This is a genomic window from Streptomyces sp. NPDC029122 (genome assembly GCF_055569445.1).
Genome location: NZ_JBVHWK010000003.1, coordinates 292,772 through 310,685, shown reverse-complemented (window position 1 = coordinate 310,685; position 17,914 = coordinate 292,772). Strand labels below are relative to the sequence as shown.

Annotated in this window: 15 protein-coding genes; 9 read left to right on the top strand and 6 right to left on the bottom strand. The window is 73.2% G+C overall.

What is annotated here, in order from left to right; translation table 11 throughout:
• Position 1: 1 nt before the first annotated feature.
• From ACZ4WZ_RS06015 to ACZ4WZ_RS05995, 5 genes are all read left to right on the top strand, one after another.
• Positions 2-208: a hypothetical protein gene (locus tag ACZ4WZ_RS06015; protein WP_467885620.1), complete on the top strand. Its 207-nt coding sequence runs from the start codon at positions 2-4 to the stop codon at positions 206-208.
• Positions 205-597: an ATP-binding protein gene (locus ACZ4WZ_RS06010; protein WP_467885617.1), complete on the top strand. Its 393-nt coding sequence runs from the start codon at positions 205-207 to the stop codon at positions 595-597. Before ACZ4WZ_RS06015 ends, ACZ4WZ_RS06010 begins: the two co-directional genes overlap by 4 nt.
• A gap of 94 nt (positions 598-691) precedes the next feature.
• The gene (locus ACZ4WZ_RS06005; protein ID WP_467885920.1) at positions 692-2,518 is read left to right on the top strand and encodes an acyl-CoA dehydrogenase; all 1,827 of its coding nucleotides are present in this window, start codon (positions 692-694) and stop codon (positions 2,516-2,518) included.
• Between the two features lie 132 nt (positions 2,519-2,650).
• The gene (locus ACZ4WZ_RS06000; protein ID WP_388933037.1) at positions 2,651-3,385 is read left to right on the top strand and encodes a hypothetical protein; all 735 of its coding nucleotides are present in this window, start codon (positions 2,651-2,653) and stop codon (positions 3,383-3,385) included.
• Positions 3,386-3,486: 101 nt separating this feature from the next.
• Positions 3,487-4,779 carry a M18 family aminopeptidase gene (locus ACZ4WZ_RS05995; RefSeq protein WP_467885614.1) on the top strand — a complete coding sequence of 431 codons (1,293 nt, stop codon included), beginning with the start codon at positions 3,487-3,489 and terminating at the stop codon, positions 4,777-4,779.
• A 46-nt stretch (positions 4,780-4,825) separates the two neighbouring features.
• On the opposite strand, the gene ACZ4WZ_RS05990 is transcribed toward ACZ4WZ_RS05995, so the two are convergent.
• Entirely contained in the window at positions 4,826-6,664 is a 1,839-nt protein-coding gene (locus tag ACZ4WZ_RS05990) for an NHL domain-containing thioredoxin family protein (RefSeq protein ID WP_467885612.1), read from the bottom strand.
• Positions 6,665-6,719: 55 nt separating this feature from the next.
• On the bottom strand, positions 6,720-7,535 hold the full coding sequence (locus ACZ4WZ_RS05985) for an ATP-grasp domain-containing protein (protein ID WP_467885610.1): 816 nt from the start codon (positions 7,533-7,535) through the stop codon (positions 6,720-6,722).
• 32 nt (positions 7,536-7,567) lie between these two features.
• Here ACZ4WZ_RS05985 and ACZ4WZ_RS05980 point away from each other — a divergent pair, with 32 nt between their 5' ends.
• Positions 7,568-8,086: an LURP-one-related/scramblase family protein gene (locus tag ACZ4WZ_RS05980; RefSeq protein WP_467885608.1), complete on the top strand. Its 519-nt coding sequence runs from the start codon at positions 7,568-7,570 to the stop codon at positions 8,084-8,086.
• A gap of 36 nt (positions 8,087-8,122) precedes the next feature.
• Here the strand turns inward: ACZ4WZ_RS05980 and ACZ4WZ_RS05975 are convergent, their stop codons facing one another.
• Positions 8,123-8,920, bottom strand: coding sequence for a carbon-nitrogen family hydrolase (locus ACZ4WZ_RS05975; protein ID WP_467885606.1), 798 nt, complete (start codon positions 8,918-8,920; stop codon positions 8,123-8,125).
• Positions 8,921-9,059: 139 nt separating this feature from the next.
• Here ACZ4WZ_RS05975 and ACZ4WZ_RS05970 point away from each other — a divergent pair, with 139 nt between their 5' ends.
• Complete coding sequence (locus ACZ4WZ_RS05970; RefSeq protein WP_467885603.1) at positions 9,060-9,887, top strand: maleylpyruvate isomerase family mycothiol-dependent enzyme; 828 nt, start codon at positions 9,060-9,062, stop codon at positions 9,885-9,887.
• Positions 9,888-9,924: 37 nt separating this feature from the next.
• On the opposite strand, the gene ACZ4WZ_RS05965 is transcribed toward ACZ4WZ_RS05970, so the two are convergent.
• Entirely contained in the window at positions 9,925-11,265 is a 1,341-nt protein-coding gene (locus tag ACZ4WZ_RS05965; protein ID WP_467885600.1) for an MFS transporter, read from the bottom strand.
• Between the two features lie 220 nt (positions 11,266-11,485).
• Between ACZ4WZ_RS05965 and ACZ4WZ_RS05960 the strand changes: the two genes are divergently transcribed.
• Positions 11,486-12,661, top strand: a complete 1,176-nt coding sequence (locus ACZ4WZ_RS05960; RefSeq protein ID WP_467885597.1) for a DUF418 domain-containing protein — start codon at positions 11,486-11,488, stop codon at positions 12,659-12,661.
• A gap of 2 nt (positions 12,662-12,663) precedes the next feature.
• Here the strand turns inward: ACZ4WZ_RS05960 and ACZ4WZ_RS05955 are convergent, their stop codons facing one another.
• Positions 12,664-14,550: a C1 family peptidase gene (locus ACZ4WZ_RS05955; RefSeq protein WP_467885595.1), complete on the bottom strand. Its 1,887-nt coding sequence runs from the start codon at positions 14,548-14,550 to the stop codon at positions 12,664-12,666.
• A gap of 240 nt (positions 14,551-14,790) precedes the next feature.
• A complete protein-coding gene (locus ACZ4WZ_RS05950) occupies positions 14,791-15,996 on the bottom strand; it encodes an FAD-dependent monooxygenase (RefSeq protein WP_467885592.1) in 1,206 nt (401 codons plus the stop codon).
• Positions 15,997-16,362: 366 nt separating this feature from the next.
• On the opposite strand from ACZ4WZ_RS05950, the gene ACZ4WZ_RS05945 reads away from it, so the two are divergent.
• On the top strand, positions 16,363-17,619 hold the full coding sequence (locus ACZ4WZ_RS05945) for a serine hydrolase domain-containing protein (protein ID WP_467885589.1): 1,257 nt from the start codon (positions 16,363-16,365) through the stop codon (positions 17,617-17,619).
• Positions 17,620-17,914: the final 295 nt, after the last annotated feature.

Here is a 17,914-nt window from a genome sequence, read left to right as displayed (position 1 = left end):
CATGAGCACCCACGCCCACGACCGCGAAGCCATCGACGCCCTGCGCCACCTCCGCGCCGCCCTCGCGGCCCACGGCATCACCCTTCCCTCCCTCGACCTCCACCTCCCCTCCTACGCCGGCAGCCACCGCATCCCGCCCCTCATCGCCCTCGGCAACTGCAACGTCGCCACCGCCCGGCTCCTCACGGCCGCCCTGGACGAGCGGTGAGCGACCTCACCATCCGGCTGCTCGCCGTCCCCAAGGCCGCCGGCATGCTCCGGCACGCCGTGCGGGAGCACCTCGGGTCCGAGGCGTCCCCCGACGCGGAGCTCTGCGTCAGCGAGCTGCTGGCCAACGTGATCGCCCACCTCGGCGAGGGCACCCCGGTCACCCTGCGGATCAGCGGGAGCGGAAGGGCAACCCGTACGCGGGTCGAGCTCACCGACCCCGATCCGGGGACCCGGCCCCTCCCGCGCCGGGCCGTCGACACGGAGGAGTCCGGACGCGGGCTGGCCCTGCTGGCCGCCGTGTCGCTGCGGTGGGGGGTGAGCCGGGGGCGCGACGGCAAGACGGTGTGGTGCGAGCTGCCGAGAGAGCCGTCACACTCCCTGCCGTAGGGGTTGCGCCTTATTACTCGCGGGTAGCATCATTACGTTACCGATTGGTATGTACGAGGAACCTGTCTCCCCGAGCCTTAACGGAGCCGTCGCCATGGGGCACTACAAGTCGAATCTCCGCGACATCGAGTTCAACCTCTTCGAGGTGCTCGGACGCGACAAGCTGTACGGCACCGGCCCGTTCGGCGAGATGGACACCGAGACCGCCAAGAGCATCCTGTCCGAGATCGCCCGCCTCGCGGAGAACGAGCTCGCGGAGTCCTTCGCGGACGCCGACCGCAACCCGCCGGTCTTCGACCCGGCCACCAACACCGCCCCGGTCCCGGCCTCCTTCAAGAAGAGCTACGAGGCCTTCATGGACTCGGAGTACTGGCGCCTGGGCCTGCCCGAGGAGATCGGCGGCACCACTTCGCCCCGCTCCCTCATCTGGGCGTACGCGGAGCTGCTGCTCGGCTCGAACCCGGCCGTGTGGATGTACTCCTCCGGCCCGGCGTTCGCCGGCGTCCTCTTCGAAGAGGGCAACGAGGCGCAGAAGAAGATCGCGCAGATAGCCGTCGAGAAGCGCTGGGGCTCCACCATGGTCCTCACCGAGCCGGACGCCGGCTCGGACGTGGGCGCCGGCCGCACCAAGGCGGTCCAGCAGGCCGACGGCTCCTGGCACATCGAGGGCGTGAAGCGCTTCATCACCTCCGGTGAGCACGACATGGAGGAGAACATCCTCCACTACGTCCTCGCCCGCCCCGAGGGCCACGGCCCGGGCACCAAGGGCCTGTCGCTCTTCCTCGTCCCGAAGTTCCACTTCGACTGGGAGACCGGCGAGCTGGGCGAGCGCAACGGCGTCTACGCCACCAACGTCGAGCACAAGATGGGCCTCAAGGCCTCCAACACGTGCGAGATGACCTTCGGCGACCAGCACCCCGCCAAGGGCTGGCTGATCGGCGACAAGCACGACGGCATCCGCCAGATGTTCATGATCATCGAGTTCGCCCGCATGATGGTCGGCACGAAGGCCATCGCGACGCTCTCGACGGGCTACCTGAACGCCCTGGAGTACGCCAAGGAGCGCGTGCAGGGCCCGGACCTCGCGAACTTCATGGACAAGACCGCGCCCAAGGTCACCATCACGCACCACCCCGACGTGCGCCGCTCGCTCATGACGCAGAAGGCCTACGCCGAGGGCATGCGCGCCCTGGTGCTCTACACGGCCTCCGTCCAGGACGAGATCGCCGTCAAGCAGGCCGCCGGTGAGGACGCCTCCGCCGAGATCGGCCTGAACGACCTGCTCCTGCCGATCGTCAAGGGCTACGGCTCGGAGAAGTCCTACGAGCAGCTCGCCCAGTCCCTGCAGACCTTCGGCGGCTCCGGCTACCTGCAGGAGTACCCGATCGAGCAGTACATCCGCGACGCGAAGATCGACACCCTCTACGAGGGCACCACGGCCATCCAGGGCCAGGACTTCTTCTTCCGGAAGATCGTCCGCGACCAGGGCGCCTCGCTGAACGTCCTCTCCGAGACGATCAAGAAGTTCCTCGCCGAGGGTCCCGGCGGCGAGGACCTCGCCCCCGCCCGCGACGCCCTCGCCAAGGCCGCCGTCGACCTGGAGGCCATCGTCGGCCAGATGATCGTCGACCTCACCGCCACCGGCGAGGACGTCAAGAACATCTACAAGGTCGGCCAGAACACCACCCGCCTGCTGATGGCCTCCGGTGACGTCGTCGTCGGATACCTGCTGCTCAAGGGCGCGGCCGTGGCCGCCGAGAAGCTCGAGGGCGCCTCCGCCAAGGACGTCGCCTTCTACACCGGCAAGATCGCCGCCGCGAAGTTCTTCGCCGGCCAGGTCCTGCCGGGCGTCTCGGTCCAGCGCGCGCTGGCCGAGGCCGTCGACAACTCCCTCATGGAGCTCGACGAGGCCGCCTTCTAAGGCACACCGCCCGCCGATCACAGCCGTACGCGGTGTACGTGCGCACAGTGGCCGGACCCTCCCCGCGGAGGGTCCGGCCACTGCCGTCGGGCCGTTTCGGCGTTGTCGGTGGTTCATGGGACGCTCGTAGACATGAGTCCACAGGAGCAGCACAGCAGCAGGGGGTATTCCGTCCCCACCGGGCGGCCGTACGCCCTCAAGGAGCTGCAGGCGAACGTGGGCGCGCTCGGTGACCGGATCAAGGACCTCTACGACGGCGCCCACCCCGCCGAGTACGACCCCGTGGCCGACGCCCTCTACGTCGCCTTCCAGACGGCCGCCGGCCTGGCCCCCGCCAAGAGCTACACCGGCTGCCCCGAGCACCCCAACGGCGCCCTCGACCCCGAGGCGCCCGAGGGCTGGGGCCGCTGCCTCATCTGCAACGACCGCCGCCGCCTCGGCCGGCGCCTCCAGGGCGGCCGGGCCGCCGGCCCCGCCCCCGCCGGCGAACAGCGGCGCCTCGGGTACCCGGTCCCCGAGCCCCCGTACACCCTCGACGTCCTGCGCCACTACCTGCGCGTGATCGACGAGCAGCGCTTCCACCTCACGCTCGGCTCCCCCGACCAGGACTTCGTACGCATCGCCGACGACCTCCACCGGGCCTTCATCGTGGCCCGCGAACTGTCCCGGCCGCGCAACGCCTCCGGATGCTCCGAGCACCCCGGCGCGCCCATCGACCCCGATGCCCCTCCCGGCGAGGCCTGTATCTTCTGCGCCGGACGCAAAAGACGCGCGCAGCGCCCGCCGCAGACCCCCGAGATGCTTCCGCGCATCCGCCGGGGCGAGCGTAGACAACTGCAGCGCAGATTCGAACGTCCGCCGGGCTGAGAGCGACGGGACCACGGGGCAAACCCCCCGCGGTCCTCGTCCTTTCGGCCATCCGCCGCTGCCCGGCCATGGCGAACACGACCGTCGTTAAGGTGAACCACATGAGCTCTCCCGCCCGCTTCGACCGCGGCCACACCGACGATCTGATGACCTTCCTGACGGCCAGTCCGTCGCCGTACCACGCCGTGGCGAACGCGGCGGAGCGGCTGGAAAAGGCGGGCTTCAGGCAGTTGTCGGAATCGGACGCCTGGGACTCGGGCACGGGAGGCCGGTTCGTCCTGCGCGGCGGCGCGCTCATCGCCTGGTACGTGCCCGAGGGCGCGGCCGCCCACACCCCCTTCCGGATCATCGGCGCGCACACCGACTCCCCCAACCTGCGGGTGAAGCCCGTACCGGACACCGGCTCGCAGGGCTGGCGCCAGGTCGCGGTGGAGATCTACGGCGGCACCCTGCTCAACACCTGGCTGGACCGCGACCTCGGCCTCGCCGGGCGGCTGACCCTGCGCGACGGCACCGAGCGGCTGGTGAACGTGGACCGTGCGCTGCTGCGCGTCCCGCAGCTCGCCGTGCACCTCGACCGGTCGGTCAACACGGACGGCCTCAAGCTCGACAAGCAGCGGCACATGCAGCCGGTCTGGGGTCTGGGCGAGGCCCGCGAGGGCGACCTGATCTCCTTCCTGGAGGAGGAAGAGGAACTCCCCCAGGGCTCCGTGGCCGGCTGGGACCTGATGGTCCACTCGATCGAACCGCCCGCCTACCTGGGCCGCGACCGGGAACTGCTGGCCGGCCCGCGCATGGACAACCTGCTGTCGGTGCACGCCGGCGTCGCGGCGCTCGCCGCCGTCTCCGCCTCCGAGGGCCTGGACCACATCCCGGTCCTGGCCGCCTTCGACCACGAGGAGAACGGCTCCCAGTCGGACACCGGCGCCGACGGCCCCCTGCTGGGCAACGTGCTGGAACGTTCAGTCTTCGCGCGCGGCGGTTCGTACGAGGACAAGGCCCGCGCCTTCGCCGGCACCATCTGCCTCTCCTCGGACACCGGGCACGCGGTCCACCCCAACTACGGGGAACGGCACGACCCTTCGCACCACCCGCGCGCCAACGGCGGGCCCATCCTGAAGGTCAACGTCAACCAGCGCTACGCCACCGACGGCAGCGGCCGCGCGGTGTTCGCCGCCGCCTGCGAGCGGGCCGGGGTGCCGTGGCAGACGTTCGTCTCCAACAACTCCATGCCGTGCGGCACCACGATCGGCCCGATCACCGCCGCCCGCCACGGGATCCAGACCGTGGACATCGGCGTCGCGATCCTGTCCATGCACTCGGCCCGCGAACTCTGCGGCTCCGACGACCCGTACCTCCTCGCCAACGCCCTGCTGGCCTTCCTGGAGGGCTGAGCCCTCCAGGAAGCGCCCACGGGGCGGACCGTCGGCCGACGCTCCGTCAGGCGTCCATGCCCGCCAGCACCAGCGGCAGGCGGGTGGCGCCGGCGGCCGTGACGACGACCGGGACGCCCCAGTCCTGCTGGTGGACGTGGCAGGCCGGGTACTCGTTCTCCGGGTCGTCGTCGCAGGACGCGGCCATCGCCGAGACGTGCAGCACCCCTTCGGTGACGGCGGGGTTCAGCGCCAGGTCCCGGAACAGGTCCGTCCCGGGTCCGTCGCCCTCCGCCAGCAGCTCCGGCGGGGTCGAGGACACCAGCAGCCGGGTGGACGGCCCGTAGCGGGTGTCCAGCTTCTGGCCGGCCGGGGCCTGGAACACCACGTCGAGGCGGAGGGTGCCGGGGGCGACCTCGGTCGCGGCGCGCTGGGTGCGGTGGGCGACGGCGTCGACCCGTACGGCCTCCTCCGGGAGCCGCAGCCGCGTCAGCCGGTGCCGGGCGGACTCCACCACCACGATGTCCCCGCCCACCAGGACGGCGTCGCTGGGCTCGCGCAGGTCGGTGGCGAGGGTGGAGACCTGCCCGGTCGCGGGGTCGTAGCGGCGCAGGGCGTGGTTGTACGTGTCGCACACCGCGACCGAACCGTCCGGCAGGGCGGTCACCCCGAGCGGGTGCTGGAGCAGCGCCTGCCCGGCGTCCCCGTCCCGGTGCCCGAAGTCGAACAGGCCGGTGCCGACGGCGGACCGCACCGCGTACCCGTCCCCCTCGCGCTCTACATACCGCAGGGCGCTGGTCTCGGAGTCGGCGATCCACAGCCGGTCCCCGGCGGCCGCGAGCCCGGACGGCTGCGCGAACCAGGCTTCGGCGGCGGGCCCGTCGACGAGCCCCTCGTTCGTCGTCCCGGCGGCGACCGCGACGGTCCCCGCCTCCGGGTCCCAGGTCCACAGCTGGTGCACGCCGGCCATGGCGATCCAGACCCTGCCCTGCCACCAGGCGACGTCCCACGGCGAGGACAGGTCCACCTCCAGCGCCGGCCCGGAGGTCGGGGACCCCTGCCACCACTGCCGTCCGGTCCCGGCGACGGTCTCGACGGCCCCGGTCCCGGGGTCGAAGACGCGCAGCGCGTGGTTGACGGTGTCGGCGACCACGACCCGCCCGTCGGGCAGCAGCGCGAGTCCCTGCGGCTCGCTGAAGGCGCCCGGCCCGAAACCGCGCTCGCCGCTGCCGATGCGGCGTACGACGCTCTCCCCGTCGGCGGCCAGCTCCACGAGCTGGTGCCGCGTCGAGTCGGAGACCAGCAGGTTCCCCGAGGGCAGCACGAGCGCCTTGCCGGGGAACCGCAGGTCGGTGGCGACGGGCTCGGGCGCCACGTACGGCCCGTCCCCGCGCCGCAGGGTCCCCTTCGCCTCGTGCTCGGCCTCCAGCTCCTCGACGAGCCGCGCGATGGCGTGCGCGTGCCCCTCACCGGCGTGCTGCGCGACGACGTACCCCTCGGGGTCGATCACCACGAGCGTGGGCCAGGCCCGCACGGCGTACTGCTTCCAGGTGGCGAGCTCGGGGTCGTCGAGCACGGGGTGGTGGACCTCGTACCGCTCGACGGCGTCGACGACGGCGGCGTGATCGGCCTCGTGGACGAACTTCGGCGAGTGCACGCCGACGATCACCACGGTGTCCCGGTGCTTCTCCTCCAGCTCGCGCAGCTCATCGAGGACGTGGAGGCAGTTGACGCAGCAGAACGTCCAGAAATCCAAAATCAATACGCGACCTCGGAAGTCGGCGAGGGTCAGATCTTTCCCACCGGTGTTGATCCATCCCCCCTTGCCGATCAGCTCGGGGGCACGGACACGGGCACGCTTGCGGGGCGCGGGCGCGGGGGTGGGCGCCGGGGCAGCATCGTTCATCCTTCAAGCTTGCCAGCTGCCCGTTGCCCACCGCAGCCGCGCCCTGCGGGGCGGGTCAGGGGGCTTTGAGGAAGGAGTCCAGGGAGGTGATCAGGGAGTCCACGAAGGAGTCGCGGGTGGGGTGGGGCAGCAGGTCCAGGGAGAGGTACGGGTTCAGGTCCTCCAGCTCGACCAGCAGCAGCTCCCCTGACGGGGCACGGCAGGCGTCCACGCGCTGGATGCCGTGGTCGAGGGTGTTCCAGTCGATGAAGCGGCGGGCGAAGGCCAGGTCCTCGCGGCTCGGTTCGTAGGGGGTGAGCTCCCAGCGGCGGGCGGGGTCCGGGGCGTGGAGGGCGTACTGGAAGGCGTCGTCGACGAAGTAGAAGGACACCTCGTACGCGAAGTCGATCCGGGGCTGGATGAGGATCTCCCCCACCGGGCCGGCCGGGGCGGCCGTGAAGGTGAGGCCGATGGAGTCGGCGCCCTGCTTGGGCTTGACCGCGTACGTGCCGGTGCTCGGCAGGCGGTCCAGATGGGCGGGGTCGTCCACGGTCGGGATGACCGGGAGCCCGGCGGCCGTGAGGTCGAGGAGGTACTGCTTGCCGGCCATGTCGCCCCGGCCGGTGAGCGGGTTGTAGACGGGGGTTCCGGTGGCGAGCGCGGCCGCGCGGAACGCGTCGTAGGCCTGCCGGTAGCCCAGGACCGGGCCGCTGTTGCGGATGACGACGGCGTCGAATCCGGGCATCAGGGCCTCCGCGTCCAGCGGGTGGCACAGGGCCAGGCGGAAGTGCTCGCGCAGGCGGGCGGTGAGGAAGACGTCCTCGTCGCCGTAGCGGCGGCCGCGCGCGGGGTAGGCCAGGTCGGTCACGTAGAGGAGACGCGTGGTGGGCATGGGCTCAAGCTATCCCGGGCAGCGATCAGCACATGAAATACCTCGTTCGGGACAAAATGCTGGCCATCGGGGACGACTACTGGATCGAGGACGAGGACGGCCGGCACGCCTTCCTCGTCGACGGGAAGGCGCTGCGCTTCCGCGACACCCTGGAGCTGAAGGACCCCGACGGGCGGATCCTGCTCACCCTGCGGGAGAAGCTCTTCGCCCTGCGGGACGCGATGACCCTGGAGCGGGACGGCCGGCGCCTCGCGGTGATCCGGCGCAAGCGGCTGTCGCTGCTGCGCAACCACTTCCGCGTGACCATGGCCGAGGGCACGGAACTCGACGTCAGCGGGCGGATCCTGGACCGCGAGTTCAAGGTCGAGTACGAGGGCGAGCTGCTCGCGCTGGTCTCCCGCCAGTGGTACCGGATCCGCGAGACGTACGCCGTCGACGTGGTCCGGGAGGACGCGGACGCGGCGCTGCTGGTGGCGCTCGCCGTGTGCGTGATCAGGATGGCCGAAAAGGAACGGGAGGAGGGCGGGGCGGACGGGAACTCCGACGGCTGAGACGGGAGTTCCGGAGGTCCGCCACCGCCCCGGGGGCTACGGGCGGACGGGGGGGTGGAGGCCCAGGGCGCGGTCCTTCAGGGCGGGGAACTGCTCCCGGGTGGCGGCCACCTTCGCCGGGTCCAGGTCCACGGTGATGACGGCCTCGCCCGGGCCCGCCTCGGCCAGCACCTCGCCCCAGGGGTCCACGACGAGGCTGTGCCCGGACTGTTCCACGCCGGCGTGCGTACCGGCCGTCGCGCAGGCCAGTACGTACGCCTGGTCCTCCACCGCCCGCGCCCGGTTCAGCAGGGTCCAGTGCTCGCGCCGCCGGGCGGGCCAGCCCGCGGCGACGACCATCGTGGTGGCGCCGGCGTCGACGAGGCCGCGGAACAGCTCCGGGAAGCGCAGGTCGTAGCAGGTGGCGAGGCCGAGGGTCTGCTCCGGCAGGGTCACCGTGGTCAGGGTGTCGCCGGCGGACATCAGGACCGCCTCTCCCTGGTCGAAGCCGAAGCGGTGGATCTTGCGGTAGGTGGCGGCGAGCTCGCCGGACGGGGACAGCACGAGGGCGGTGTTGTAGAGCGAGCCGTCACCGGCGCGCTCCACGACCGACCCGGCGTGCAGCCAGACCCCGGCGTCGCGCGCGGCCTTGGACATGGCCTCGTACGTCGGGCCGTCCAGCGGCTCGGCCTCCGTCTCGAACTGCTCGTAGGCGAAGGCGCCCACGGTCCACAGTTCCGGCAGCACCACGAGATCGGAGCCGCTCTGCTCCCGTACGAGATCGGCGGCCCGCTGGCGCCGGGAAGCCACCGACTCCGCTTCGTTCACCGCGATTTGAATCAGCGAGGCGCGCACGCTACCACCGTCCTGGCATGTCAGCCGGTCAACTCAAGGCCTACGATCGTCACACGAAAGCGCTGCCGGGGTGCTCATCGGCAGCGTAGTTTTGGGAATAGTCCACAACGCGCCATTGAACAGCCAGCGAGGGGTCCCGTTGACCGTCCATCCCAGCCTTGAGCCCTATGCCGACGCGTGGACCCACTCCATCGAGGCGATAACCGAGCTGGTCCTCCCCCTCCCGGAGGCCCGGTGGAACCTTCCGACGCCCTGCCCGGGATGGTCCGTGCGCGACGTCGTGTCCCACATCATCGGCCTAGAGCTGGAAATGCTCGGCGATCCCCGGCCGATCCACACGCTGCCGCGCGACCTGCGGCACGTGGTGGACGAGTTCACCCGGTACATGGAGGTACCGGTCGACGTCCGCCGTCACCACACCGCCCCGGAGATGACCTCGGAGCTGGAGTACACGGTCATCCGACGCCGGCGCCAGCTGCGGAACGAGAAGCGGGATCCGGCCACGACGATGGTGCGCGGGCCGCAGGGCAACCAGATCACGCTGGAGTTCGCGCTGCGGCTGCGGGCCTTCGACACCTGGATCCACGAGCAGGACCTGCGGGCCGCGCTGGGCGTGCCGGGGAACTGGGACTCGCCTGGCGCGTTCGTGGCGCGGGACATCCTGCTGGCGGGGCTGCCGAAGGTGGTCGCGAAGGGCGCGGGCGCGCCGCCGAACTCGGCGGTCGTCATCGACGTGCACGGGCCGGTGGAGTTCCTGCGGACGGTACGGGTCGACGCGGCGGGCCGCGCCAGCCTCGACCAGACCCCCTCGCTGGGCCCGGCGGTGTCGCTGGCCATGGACTGGGAGACGTACGTACGGCTGGCCGCGGGCCGGGTCCGGCCGCGCACGGTCGCCGACCGGGTCAAGGTGGAGGGCGACACCGAGCTGGCCGCCGCCATCCTCGGGGCCTTCGCCGTGACCCCGTAGGACCCGGTAGGCCGGGCGGAGGCGCCTGCGGGCGGGATCAGCGGGGCGCCGGCCGGACGGACTTCCGCCGGCTCTCCCCGGCCGGCGGCGCGGCGGGGCCGGGGGCGTCGCGTTCGGGGGCGTCCCGCTCCCGGTCGGAGGTTTCGTGTTCCCGGGCGAGGGCCCGCCGGTGCAGGCGCAGGATCTGGGTGAGGCCGAGCAGCTCCACCACGAACACCGACGAGAAGGCGGTCCGGTAGTCGTCGCCGGTGGCGTCGAGCAGGACGCCGACCGCCAGCAGGGTGGTCATGGAGGCGAGGAAGCCGCCCATGTTGGTGATCCCGGACGCGGTGCCCTGGCGTTCGGCCGGGTTCGCGGGCCGGGCGAAGTCGAAGCCGATCATCGAGGCGGGTCCGCAGGTGCCGAGCACCACGCACAGGATGACCAGCAGCCACATCGGCGCCCGGTCGCCGGGGTACGCCAGGACCGACGCCCACAGCAGCGCCGTGACGCCGACCGTGCCCAGCGCCAGCGGGAGGCGCGCGGCCGGACGGCGTCCGATGAGCTGCCCGTAGACCAGGCCGAAGGCCATGTTCGAGGCGACGACCAGGGTCAGCAGCCCGCCCGCGGTGGTCCGCGGCAGTCCCTGCGCCTCGACCAGGAACGGCATGCCCCACAGCAGCAGGAAGACCATCGCGGGGAACTGCGTGGTGAAGTGCACCCACAGGCCGAGGCGGGTGCCCGGCTCCCGCCAGGATTCCCTGATCTGGCGGCGTACGAAGCCCCCGGTGCCCGGGCTGACGGGCGCGGGTCCGTGTCCCTCGGGGTGGTCGCGCAGGAACAGGACGAGGGGGACGAGGACGATCAGGCCCGCCACCGCGCTGCCCGCGAAGGCGGGCACCCAGCCGAGGCCGTGCAGCACGGGCGCCAGCACCAGGGTGGAGACCAGGTTGCCCGCCATCCCCACCAGCCCGGCCAGCTGCCCCATCACCGGGGCGCGCCGGGCGGGGAACCAGCGGTTGCCGAGCCGCAGAACGGATATGAAGGTCATCGCGTCGCCGCAGCCCAGCAGGGCGCGGGCGGCCAGCGCCATGCCGTACGAGGGGGAGAGGGCGAAGCCGAGCTGCCCGGCGGTGAAGAGGACGGCGCCCAGCGTCAGCACCTTCTTGGTGCCGAGCCGGTCCACCATCAGGCCGACGGGGACCTGCATGCCCGCGTAGAGCAGCAGCTGGAGCAGGGAGAACGTGGAGAGGGCGGAGGCGTTGACGTGGAAGCGGTCCGCCGCCTCCAGGCCGGCCACGCCGAGGCTGGTGCGGAAGATGACGGCGACGAAGTAGACGGCGACGCCGACGCACCAGACGGCGACGGCCGTGCGGCCGCCGCGCGGATCGGCGGTCATCGCTCCCCACCGCCGTCACGGCCCGCGTCCCCGGCGCGCAGGGCGTCCGTGGTCACGCGGGTGGCTGATGGCATGCGCACAGGATAGATACATGGAGGACGCAACGATTTTCCCCGTCCGCGATGTGGACGCCGGCCGACGGCGGCTGCATCAAAGGATGCAGGCCGCGCTCGTCCGCCCGCAGGACGAATCCGGCCCCTGGCGCCGGGACGCTGAAGACATGGCCGACACCTTGCTCACCCCACGCTCGGACGCGACCGCGGCCCGGCTGCCCCTGCTCGACGTCCTGCGCGGCGCCGCCATCCTCGGCACGCTCATGACCAACGTGTGGATCTTCGCCTCGCCCGGCTCCGAGTGGAGCGTCCTCCAGGGCGGTCTGCGCCTGCCCGACCCGGTCGCCGACCCGTCCCCCGCCACCGTCGCCGAAGCCGTCTTCCGCTTCCTGGCCGACGGGAAGTTCCTCTCGCTGCTGACGGTCCTGTTCGGCGTGGGGCTGGCCATCCAGTACGACTCCGCCGCCCGGCGCGGCGAGCGGTGGCCCGGGCGGTACCCGCGGCGGGCCGCGTTCCTCTTCCTGGAGGGCACCGTCCACTTCGTCCTCGTCTTCGCCTGGGACGTCCTCATGGGCTACGCCGTCACCGCCCTGCTGACGGCCTGGCTGCTGGCCCGCTCCGAGCGGGTGCGGCGGGTCGTGATGTGGGTCGCCGGCGGGACGCACCTGGCGCTGGCCGCCCTGGTGACGCTGGCGGGCGTGCTCACGCCGGACGCGCCCGAGACGCTCGATCCGCGGGCGGTGCGGCTCTACGCGCACGGCAGCTGGGCCGAGCAGATCGGCTTCCGGCTCGACCATGCCCTCGCGCTGCGCGTCGAGCCCGTCTTCACGTTCGGACTGCTGCTCTTCCTCTTCCTCCTCGGCGTGCGCCTGCACCGCGCCGGAGCCTTCACCCCGACCGCCGCGGGGCACCGGATCCGAGGCCGGATGGCCGCCTGGGGGCTCGGCCTCGGGCTGCCGCTGGGCGCCGCCGCCTGGCTCGGCGGCGACGACTTCTTCCTGATGGGCCGCTACGCCGTCGCCCCGCTGGTCGCCGTCGGGTACATCGGCCTGATCGGGCGGGCCCTCGACCGGTTCGCCGTCCCCGGCGCCGGGGCCCTCGGCTCCGTCGGGCGCACCGCCCTGTCCTGCTACGTCGGCCAGAACCTGCTGTGCGCCCTGCTCTGCTACGGCTTCGGGCTGGGCCTGGCCGAACGGTTCGGCGACAGCGGGCCCTGGTGGGTGATGGGCCTGTGGGCGGCGGTGAGCCTGACCCTGGTGGCCGCGTCCCGGCTGTGGCTGCGGCGCTTCGAGCGGGGCCCGCTGGAAGCCGTACAGCACTGGGCGCTCAGGCCGCGCCGGTGACCTCACGCCGGGCCGATCACCGCCCCCTCGTGCCAGCCCGCGCCGTCGCGCCAGTAGTGCTGGAGCAGGCGGTCCGTGCGCAGGACGAGGACTTCCAGGTCGAACCCGAAGCCGCCCTGGAGCATCCCGGTGACCGCGAGCGCGTCGTGCCCGAAGACGGCGCCGCGGGCCCAGGGTGCGCCGGCCGCGTTCCCCCGCCACCAGTGCTCGACCCGGCCGTCGGTGCGGGCCACGCACAGCTCGTAGTTCCCGGCGGTGTCCTCGTCGGCGGCCCCGTACTGGCCCTCGATCAGGCAGGGCGCCGAGCCGGCGCCGCCGCCGAAGACCTCACCGGCCCGCCAGACGAAACCGTTGGGGTCGTCGCGCCACCACAGCTGCATCCGGCCGTCGGTGCGGGTGGCGACCAGGTCGAGGGTCCGGGAGCGGGTCTGCACGAGGGCGGGGCCGTAGTGCGCGATGCCGGAGGCGAAGCGGCCGCCGTCGTGCCAGGTCCAGGGGGCGCCGTTGATCCGCCACCAGTGGTTGAGGCGGCCGTCGGCGGTGCGGACCACCACCTCGAAGTTGCCCGGAGTGCCGTAGTCGCTCTGGATGAACGCCGGGGTCGAGCCGATGGCCGCGTCCCCCGGGCCGAAGGCGCCGCCGTCGCGCCAGACGCGGAAGGCCTGCTCGTAGTACCAGTGGCGCAGCCGGCCGCCGGTGGTGACGTGCAGGGACTCCATGTTGCGGTTGTAGGTGCTGCCGGTGAAGGCGGGCTGGCCGGAGGCGTCGGAGGCGAAGGTCCCGCCCCGGGACCAGGCGAAGGGGGCGTCGCCCTCGCGCCACCAGTGCTGGAGCCGGCCGCCGCCCGCGGTGGCCGCCATCTCGAAGTTGCGGTGGGCCCGGCCGTTGCCGCTCTCGTAGACGCTGCCCGCGTGCAGGCGGCGCTTGGTCCAGGGGTCCACGTTGGTGCCGCGCAGGCCGCACTTGGCCCAGTAGTCGATGTTGGCCTCGCCGTAGGCGATCCGGCCGTAGCCGCCGACGTGGTAGCCGGTTCCCCAGGAGTTCTTGAACAGCCAGCAGCCCGCCGCGTCGTCGTAGCCGACCACCAGGACGCAGTGGCCGCCCGCGAGCCGCCCGCCGGTGCGGTGGTAGACGCCGGGGCCGAGCCCGAAGAAGTCGTCGTAGACGTCGAAGCAGGCGGTGAGCGGGCCGACCGTGTCCAGCCACACCTTCTGCTGCTCGACGTCGCCGAGGCGTACGTAGTCGGTGATGCGGACGGTGCGGCCCGAGCGGTCCCAGCCGGGCGGGTACTCGGCGCGCCAGGCGTCGCGCCGCTCGGCCGGCAGGCCGGGGGGCGGGGGGCTGTACGGCCGGCAGTCCGGGTCGGCGAGACCGCCGTTGTCCCTGATCCAGCCGAGCGCGGTCTCCGGGTCGCCGCCCTGCCCGCAGGTGGACTTCAGGCCGCCGTGGACGTCGCCCTCGGAGCGCGCGGCCCATACGCCGTGCTCGATCCGGGCCATCGATTCGACGAGCCCGGCCGCGGCGAAGGCCCAGCAGGCGGCGCAGGGGTTCTGGTCCTTGACCTTCGTCAGCCAGGGCCGGCCCCACCGGTCGCGCCAGTCGACGGCGACGGGCCGGCCGGGGCCGCCGCCGGCCGTTCCAGGAAGCAGCCCGTGGGCGGCGCGGCGCCGGGTCAGGTGCGGGTTGCCGCTCGGCCTCCCCACGAGCGCCCGCAGGTCCACCGGACCCGCCTCCGCGGCGGGCGTCAGGTTCAGCCCCGGCTCCAGCCCGAGCGCGGGCCTCGGCACGGGATCGCCGTCCGACAGGTGCTCGCTGACGCTCCAGCGCGCCCCGAGCTCCGCGAGCCGCGCCCGCAGCTCCCCCACCGTCTGGACAGACTCCTCCGGCATTCCCGGCCCCCCCAGCTGCAACCTCGGTCATGAGCCCGGGGAGCGTCTCCCCGGCGCGTTCCCCCGTCAAGGGGGGCCGTGCGGTCGCGCGGTGGCACGGGGGTCGTACGCGGGTTCGCCCTCCGGGGCCGGCGCGGCGGCGGGGCGGTCGGGGCGGGGCGGAGCCCTGGGGCGGGGCGACGGGGCGGGGCGAGGGGGCGCAGCCCCGGGGCGGGGCGGGGGCGGAGCCGGCGGCACGGGCTACGGCGTCATCGCCTGTCCGCCGATGCCCGGCGCCCCCGCGAGCTGGGCCCGCCACCACGCCTCGGCCTCGCCCCGGCTCATCCGCGCCCAGTCCGGCGTCCGTTCCACCTGGGCGCGCCCCAGCCGGCGTGCCAGCGCGACCAGTTCCCGGCCGGCCGGGCCCCTGGCCGCCCGGTAGGCCCGCAGCAGTTCCTCCCACGTGTCCGCCCCGGCCCACGCCGCCCCGAAGGCGGTGGCGTCCTGGAGCGCCTTGGCGGCGCCGCTGGTGTTGTGCGGGCGCACCACCGTGGCCGCGTCCCCGGCGAGCAGGAGCCGGCCGGCGGTGGTGCTCGCGGTCTCCAGGTCGTAGATGGGCTGCACGAACGTGTCCGCCGGGTCGGTCAGCGCCAGCGCCCGGCCCCAGTACGGCGGGAACTCCCGCTCCAGCAACGCCCGCAGGTGCTCCAGCAGGCCCGGGGTGAGCGCGCCCGGCGGGAAGCTGGTCGGGTCGTCGAAGCGCAGCCGTCCGTCCCGCGGGGGCGGCGCGTAGAGCACCCAGTTCACGCGCGGCCCGCCGGGGCCGGGGATGCGGTAGATGACGCAGCTCCCGCCCGGGTAGCACACCGTGGTCACCGCGTCGGGGTGCGAGCCGTCACCCGCCAGTGCGGCCGCGTCGAAGTTGCCGCGCCAGCACACGTACCCGGCGTAGCGCGGCCGTGCTCCCGGCGCCACCGCCTCCCGGACCACCGACCGGTACCCGTCCGCGCCGACGGCCAGGTCGTACCGCTCGACGGAGCCGTCCCCGAGCCGCACCTCGGCCGCGTCCGCGTCCCCGGCCACGCCCGCGACGGTCACGCCCTGCCGGTACACGACCTGCCGCGGCGTCGCCTCGCGCAGCCCGCGCCACAACAGCCCCCAGTGGTACGAGTGGAACGGGAACGGCTGCTCCCAGACGAGCCGTCCGCCGGGCCCGGCCTCCGCGTCGCGCACCACCCACCGCCGCCGCAGCAGCCGGTGCGCGGGGATCCCGCCGGGCAGCGCCCCGGCGGCGGCCAGTTCGGCGGCGCGTTCGTCGTGCACGCACAGTCCGAGCCCCCGGTCCGCGAGCCGCCCGCGCGTGCGCTCCAGTACGACGACCCGTTCGGCCCCGGCGCGTACCGCCGCCGAGGCGAAGGCGCACCCCGCGATGCTCCCGCCGACCACCGCGACCGTTCCGCCCCGCATGACCGCCCCCTGCCGTCGCCGAGTCGCCCTGGACGGCCAGCCTACTGAGCGGACCGCGCCGCGGGCGGGCGTTAGCGAAACGTGAGCGGGACGTCAGCGGCGCCGACCAGCATGAACCGGGTCGCCGCGGCTCAGGAAGGACTGCGGCGACGTCCGATCGGATACTCGATCACCTGCGGAGCGGGACGCGGCGCCCCCCTTGCCTCGTCCCGCTCCGACTCGTCCCCCCGATGCCTCACGCACCGCCCCCGTACCACGCCCGCCGCCCGCCGGGCGGAGCGGCGGCGGCGGTCCTAGGCTGGGTACGTTGTCGCCTCGTCGCGATCCTCGGGGTCTCGGGTTCCTCGGACGACAGGAGGCCGTGCCATGACGCCGACCGCCCGTATCCGGCTGCGCCGGGCCTGCACGGCCGTGACCGCCGCCGGTGTGCTCATCGCCCCGGTCGCCGCCGGCCCCGCGTACGGGGCGTCCGCCCCGGCCCGGACCACCGCCGCGCCCGCCGTCCCCTCCGCGCCATCCGCACCCTCGCCGGACACCGGCCGGGACTTCCCCGAACTCACCCCCGCGGTCGCCGCGAAGCTCGACGCGGCGATTCAGGACACCCTGCGCGAGGCGAAGGTGCCCGGCGTGATCGTGGGGCTGTGGGCGCCGGGCAAGGGCAGCTACGTCAGGACGTTCGGGGTGGCCGACAAGGAGAGCGGCGCGCCGATGCGGACCGACTTCTACACCCGCATCGGCAGCCAGACCAAGACCTTCACCGTCACCGCCCTGCTCCGGCTGGTCGACCAGGGCAAGGCCGGACTGGACGACCCCATCGGGAAGTACGTCTCCGGCGTGCCGAACGGCGACCGCATCACCCTGCGCGAGCTGGCCGGCATGCGCAGCGGCCTCTTCAACTACAGCGAGGACGAAGGGTTCGACAAGGCGCTCACCACCGACGCCACCCGCCCCTTCACCCCCCGGCAGCTGCTGGACTACTCGTTCCGGCACCCGGTCCAGTTCGAGCCGAACGCGAAGTTCCAGTACTCCAACACCAACCTGATCCTGCTGGGCCTGGTCATCGAGAAGGTCACCGGTCAGCCGCTCCAGCGGGTCATCAGGGAACAGGTCATCGGACCGGCGGGGCTGCACCGCACCCTCTTCCCCACGAACGCGGACTTCCCCGACCCGCACGCGCAGGGCTACACCGACCAGTCGGCCTCCGGCGACATCGTCGACTCGACCGACTGGAACCCCTCCTGGGCGTGGGCGGCGGGCGCGATGATCTCCACCATGGAGGACCTGCGCGGCTGGGCGAAGACCCTGGCCACCGGCACCCTCCTGAAGCCCGCGACACAGGCGGAGCGCCTGAAGACCACCTCCACCGGCATTCCCGGCGCCGGCTACGGCCTGGGCATCTTCGACGTCCAGGGCTGGATCGGCCACAACGGGTCGCTCCCGGGCTACGAGAGCCTCGGCGTCTACCTCCCGGAGGAGCAGGCGACCCTGGTCGTCATCCTCAACACCGACGTCCTGCACGACGGCCAGGAACCGAGCACCCTCTTCGGCGAGGCGATCACCGGCATCGTCACCCCGGACCACGTCTACCCGGGCCACGAGCCGACCGCCCCGAAGCGCGACTGACCCGCGTCACCCTCCCGCCATGGGGGGCGCGGCCTCTCAGGACGCGCGGTACCCGGCGAGGAGCCGCTCGGCGATGCGGGTCAGTCCGAGGTCGAGCCGGCGGAAATACGTGGCGCGGCTCAGGTGCAGGCGGTGCGCCACGCCCACGTGGTCGGCGCGGCGGCGTACGTAGTAGGCGTCCAGGATCCGTCCCGCCTGGGCGGTGGGCGGGTCGGGGGGGGGGGGGGGGGGGGGGGGGCGGGGGGGGGGGGGGGGGAGGGGGGGGGGGGGGGGGGGGGGGGGGGGGGGGGGGGGA